4 protein-coding genes are annotated in these 5,726 nt (G+C 69.8%); 2 read left to right on the top strand and 2 right to left on the bottom strand.

Translation table 11 applies throughout. The annotated features are described in order from the left end of the window. Together ACRDSQ_RS02110 and ACRDSQ_RS02105 are read right to left on the bottom strand one after the other, a co-directional pair. The coding region (locus tag ACRDSQ_RS02110; protein WP_431418263.1) for an MFS transporter at positions 1–478 on the bottom strand (478 nt) is incomplete at its 3' end. A 214-nt stretch (positions 479–692) separates the two neighbouring features. Next, positions 693–1,595: a PAC2 family protein gene (locus ACRDSQ_RS02105; protein ID WP_431418262.1), complete on the bottom strand. Its 903-nt coding sequence runs from the start codon at positions 1,593–1,595 to the stop codon at positions 693–695. A gap of 73 nt (positions 1,596–1,668) precedes the next feature. On the opposite strand from ACRDSQ_RS02105, the gene metH reads away from it, so the two are divergent. Continuing rightward, positions 1,669–5,214 (top strand): methionine synthase, encoded by a 3,546-nt coding sequence (metH, locus tag ACRDSQ_RS02100; RefSeq protein WP_431418260.1) that lies wholly within the window; start codon positions 1,669–1,671, stop codon positions 5,212–5,214. A gap of 11 nt (positions 5,215–5,225) precedes the next feature. Further along, the coding region (locus ACRDSQ_RS02095) for an HAD family hydrolase (protein ID WP_431418258.1) at positions 5,226–5,726 on the top strand (501 nt) is incomplete at its 3' end.

Raw genomic sequence — 5,726 nt, 5'->3', positions numbered from 1 at the left:
CCCACGCCCAGTCCACCTCGGCGGCCAGCCCACCGAGCAGCGGCGCGCTCGTCGTCCCCGCCGCCTGCAGCGCCCCGAACAGCCCGAGCGCGCGCCCGAGCCGGTCCCGGGGCGTGACCTCACCGATGGCGGCGAGCAGCAGGGGAGTGGTGAACGCGTTGGCCCCGCCCTGTACCGCGCGCGCCGCGAGGAAGACCTCGAACGACCCCGCGAAGACACAGCCCGCGGAGGCGGCCACGTAGACCAGATAAGCGACCCGCACGCTGCGCCCGGCGCCCCAGCGGGCCCCGAGCGTCCCGGAGAACAGCATGAGGGCGGCGAACGGGACGAGGTAGGCGGTCAGCGAGAGGGAGGCGGTGTGGTCGGCCACCCCGAACTCGCGGCCCAGCTCGGGAAACATGGAGGTCGGCACGGCACCCGCGAACGGCCCCAGAAACCCACCCGCGTAGAGCGCCGCCGCCCGGACCCGCCCGGTCATCCCGACACCCCGCGCCAGTCGCGAGTCCAACGTTCAGGACAACGAGTCCAACGTTCAGAACAACGAACTTCCATGGTCACACGGCCGGGGATCGCAAAGCCGCGCGCCGACAAAGCGGCGGTCCCGTGGCAGGCCGGGGCGCATTCGGTCCTCTTTGTCCGGTATGCGGCGGCGAGGTCGGCTGGTTTCCGACCAGCTGGTCCGCCCGTACCGGTCACACCCCGGTCGGCCCAGGCCCCGAGCTGCCCCGTCCCGAACCACCCGGCCTGCGCCTGCGCAGGTACCGCTCGAACTCCGCGGCGATCGCGTCGCCGCTGGTCTCGTTGAGGGTGTTCTCGGCGTCGCCGCGTTCCTCCAGTGCCCGGACGTAGTTGCGGACGTCCTCGTCCTCCTCCGCCATCTCGCTGACGGTCCGCTGCCACTCCTCGGCCTGCTCCGGCAGCGTGCCCAGCGGCACCTCCACGTCGAGGACCTCCTCGACCCGGTGCAGCAGCGCCAGTGTCGCCTTGGGCGACGGCGGCTGCGACACGTAGTGCGGAACCGCCGCCCAGATGGAGATCGCGGGCACCCCGACCTGCACGCACGCGTCCTGCAACACCCCGACGATGCCGGTCGGCCCCTCGTAGCGGGACCGTTCGAGGCCGAACTGGGCGGCCGAGGTGGCGTCGTACGCGGTGCCGGTCACGGGGACCGGCCGGGTGTGCGGGGTGTCGGCGAGGAGCGCGCCGAGAGTCACCACGGTGCTCACCCCGAGATCGTCGACGTGCTCCAGCAGCTCGGCGCAGAACTTGCGCCAGCGCATGTTCGGCTCGATGCCGTGCACGAGCACCACGTCCCGGTTGGACCCCGGCGGGCGACACACGTACAGCCGCGTGGTCGGCCATTCCACCCGACGAGTGACCCCTTCCACCATGCGGACTGTGGGTCTCGTCACCTGGAAATCGTAGTAGTCGTCCGGGTCGATCTCGAGCAGCGGCGTGGCGTCCCAAGTGAGCTGCAGATGCTCGATTGCCGTGCTCGCGGCGTCTCCCGCGTCATTCCAGCCCTCGAACGCCGCCACCATTACGGGGTCGACGAGGTCCTGCGGCTCGACCTTGGGCTCTGCGTCGGCAGTCATGTGCGGGTCCGGATCTGTCACTGCGCAAGACTACGACCCTGCGCGGGTGGACGGAGATCGTAGGCTGGTCGACATGCCGGATAGCGTCGTGTCGCCCTTCATCGCAGCCCTCAACGACCGTGTCCTCGTCGCTGACGGGGCCATGGGCACCATGCTGCAGGGTGTCGATCTCACACTTGACGACTTCGCGGGTCTCGAGGGGTGCAACGAGATCTTGAACGTCACCCGTCCCGACGTCGTGCGCCAGGTCCACCGCGAGTACTTCGAGGCCGGATCCGACGCCGTCGAGACGAACACGTTCGGGGCGAATCTCGCGAACCTCGCCGAGTACGACATCCCCGAGCGGATCTTCGAACTCTCCGAGGCGGGCGCCCGCCTGGCCCGCGAGGTCGCCGACGAGTTCACCACCGCCGAGCACCCCCGGTTCGTCCTGGGCTCGGTCGGCCCCGGCACCAAGCTGCCCACGCTGGGCCACGCTCCATACGCGACCCTGCGCGACGCCTACCAGGAGCAGGTGCGCGGCATGCTGGTCGGCGGGATCGACGCCGTCATCGTGGAGACCTCGCAGGACCTGCTGCAGACCAAGGCGTCGATCATCGGCGCCAAGCGCGCCATGGCCGCCGAGGGCCGGATCGTCCCGATCATCACCCAGGTCACCGTCGAGACCACCGGCACCATGCTGCTGGGTTCGGAGATCGGCGCCGCGCTGACCGCGCTGGAGCCCCTGGGCATCGACCTGATCGGCCTCAACTGCGCCACCGGGCCCGCGGAGATGAGCGAGCACCTGCGGACGCTGTCCAAGCACGCGCGCATCCCGCTGTCGGTGATGCCCAACGCCGGCCTGCCCGAGCTCGGCCCCAACGGCGCGGTGTACCCGCTCACGCCCGAGGAACTCGCGGTGGCGCTGAGCGCGTTCGTCACCGACTTCGGCACCCGGCTGATCGGCGGCTGCTGCGGCACCACCGGTGAGCACATCCGCCAGGTCGTCGCCGCCGTGCGCGACCTGAGCCCCGCCGCGCGCAAGCCCCGCCCCGAGCCCGGCGTCTCCTCCCTCTACCAGGCCGTGCCGTTCCAACAGGACGCGTCGGTGCTGGTCATCGGCGAGCGCACCAACGCCAACGGCTCGAAAGCGTTCCGCGAGGCCATGCTCAACGGCAAGTTCGACGACTGCATCGAGATCGCCCGCGCCCAGACCCGCGACGGCGCCCACATGCTCGACCTCTGCGTCGACTACGTCGGTCGCGACGGCGCCGTCGACATGGCCGAGCTTGCGGGCCGCCTCGCGACCGCGTCCACGCTGCCGATCATGCTCGACTCCACCGAGCCCGAGGTCATCCGCGCGGGCCTGGAGCGCCTGGGCGGCCGCTGCGCGGTCAACTCGGTCAACTTCGAGGACGGCGACGGCCCCACGTCGCGCTACCACCGGATGATGGAGCTGGTCCGCGAGCACGGCGCCGCCGTCGTCGTCATGTGCATCGACGAGGAGGGCCAGGCCCGCACCGCGACCGACAAGGTCCGCATCGCCGCGCGCACGATCGACGCGCTGGTGGACGACTGGGGCATGCGGGTGGGCGACATCATCGTCGACTGCCTGACCTTCCCGATCACCACCGGTCAGGAAGAGGTCCGCAAGGACGCCATCGAGACGATCGAGGCGATCCGCCGGCTCAAGCAGCGCTACCCCGAGGTGAAGACCACCCTCGGCGTGTCCAATGTGTCCTTCGGGCTCAACGCCGCCGCCCGGCAGGTCCTCAACAGCGTCTTCCTGCACGAGTGTGTGCAGGCGGGCCTGGACACGGCGATCGTGCACGCGTCGAAGATCATCCCAATGGCCCGCATCCCCGACGAGCGTCGGGCCGTGGCGCTGGACCTGGTCTATGACCGCCGCCGCGAGGGCTACGACCCGCTGCAGAAGCTGATGGAGCTGTTCGAGGGCGCCACGGTGGCCTCCTCCAAGGCCACCCGCGCCCAGGAGCTGGCGGCGCTGCCGCTGTTCGACCGGTTGGAGCGGCGCATCGTCGACGGCGAGCGCAAGGGCCTCGGCGCCGACCTGGACGAGGCGCTCAAGGAGCGTCCCGCCCTGCAGATCATCAACGACACCCTGCTCTCCGGCATGAAGACCGTGGGCGAGCTGTTCGGGTCCGGCCAGATGCAGCTGCCGTTCGTGCTGCAGTCCGCCGAGGTCATGAAGGCGGCCGTCGCGCACCTCGAGCCGCACATGGAGAAGTCCGACGACGACGGCAAGGGCCGCATCGTGCTCGCCACGGTCAAGGGCGACGTCCACGACATCGGCAAGAACCTCGTCGACATCATCCTGTCCAACAACGGCTACGACGTGGTGAACCTGGGCATCAAGCAGCCCATCACGACCATTCTCGACGCCGCCGAGGAACACCGCGCCGACGTCATCGGCATGTCCGGGCTGCTCGTCAAATCCACGGTGATCATGAAGGAGAACCTGGAGGAGATGAACTCCCGCAACGTCGCCGCCAAGTGGCCGGTCATGCTCGGTGGGGCGGCGCTGACCCGCGCCTACGTGGAGAACGATCTCACCGACATGTACTTCGGCGACGTCCGCTACGCGCGTGACGCGTTCGAGGGGCTGCGGCTGATGGACGCCATCATGGCCGCGAAGCGCGGCGAGTCGCCGCTGGTCGACGAGGACATGAAGGCCAAGGCCGCCGAGCGTCGAGCCCGCCGCGAGCGGTCGCTGCGGATCGCCGAGGCGCGCAAGGCGAAGGAGGCCGCGGAAGAGGTCGAGCAGCCCGCGCGGTCCGATGTGTCCACCGACGTTCCCGTTCCCGCGCCGCCGTTCTGGGGCAACCGGATCATCAAGGGCGTCCCGGTGGCCGACTACTCCGCGATGCTCGACGAGCGCGCCACCTTCATGGGCCAGTGGGGCCTCAAGGGCGTGCGCGGCGGCGCCGGACCGTCCTATGAGGAGCTGGTGGAGACCGAGGGCCGCCCGCGCCTGCGCTACTGGCTCGACCGGCTCGCCACCGAGGGCGTCCTCGCGCACGCGGCCGTCGTCTACGGGTACTTCCCCTGCGTGTCCGATGGCGACGACCTGGTGGTCCTCACCGAGCCGAACGTCGACGCGCCGGAGCGCACCCGGTTCACGTTCCCGCGTCAGCGCAAGGAGCGCAGGCTCTGCCTGGCCGACTTCTTCCGCCCGCGCGAGTCCGGTGTGGTCGACGTCGTCGGGTTCAGCCTGGTCACGATGGGCCAGCCCATCGCGGACTTCGCCAACGAGTTGTTCGCCGCCAACGCCTACCGGGACTACCTCGAGGTCCACGGCCTCGGTGTGCAGCTCGCGGAGGCGCTCGCGGAGTACTGGCACCGCCGGATCCGTGAGGAGCTGACCTTCGCGGGCGGCAAGGCCGTCGCCGACGAGGACCCGGCCGACATCATCGACTACTTCTCACTCGGCTACCGCGGCGCGCGCTTCTCGCTCGGCTACGGCGCGTGCCCGAACCTGGAGGACCGCGCGAAGATCGTCGACCTGCTCGACCCGGAGCGGATCGGCGTGAAGCTCTCGGAGGAGTTCCAGCTGCACCCGGAACAGTCGACCGACGCGATCGTGCTGCACCACCCGGAAGCCAAGTACTTCAACACCTGATAGGGGAACTGGTGGCCGGACCGTCCACTGTGGAATCAAACTCCCTGGAGGACGGCCTGCCTGCCGCCGTGCTCTGGGACCTCGACGGCACCCTGCTCGACTCCGAGAAGCTGTGGGACATCCCGCTCTACGAACTCGGCGAACAGCTCGGCGCGCCACTGTCGGTGCAGACCCGTCGGGCGATGGTGGGCACGAACATCCCGACGACGATGGGTCTGCTCTTCGGGTCGGCGGGGATCTCGCCGACCCAGGAGCAGGTCCGTGAAGCCGTGGCCTATGTGGATACGCGGATGGCGGAGTTGTTCGCCACCAAGGCCACTTTCCGCCCCGGTGCTCTGGACGCGCTGCGCGCGGTGCGCGACAGCGGGGTGCCGACGGCCCTGGTCACGTCGACCGAGCGCGCGCTCGCCGAGGTCGCGTTGGACACCGTCGGGCGCGAGTTCTTCGACGTGTCGGTATGCGGGGATGAGGTCGACGGGCTGAACAAACCTTTGCCTGACCCGTATTTGAAG

The sequence above is a fragment of the Actinokineospora sp. genome (assembly GCF_050699995.1).
GTDB lineage: Bacteria > Actinomycetota > Actinomycetes > Mycobacteriales > Pseudonocardiaceae > Actinokineospora.
This window is presented reverse-complemented; position numbering and strand designations above follow the sequence as displayed.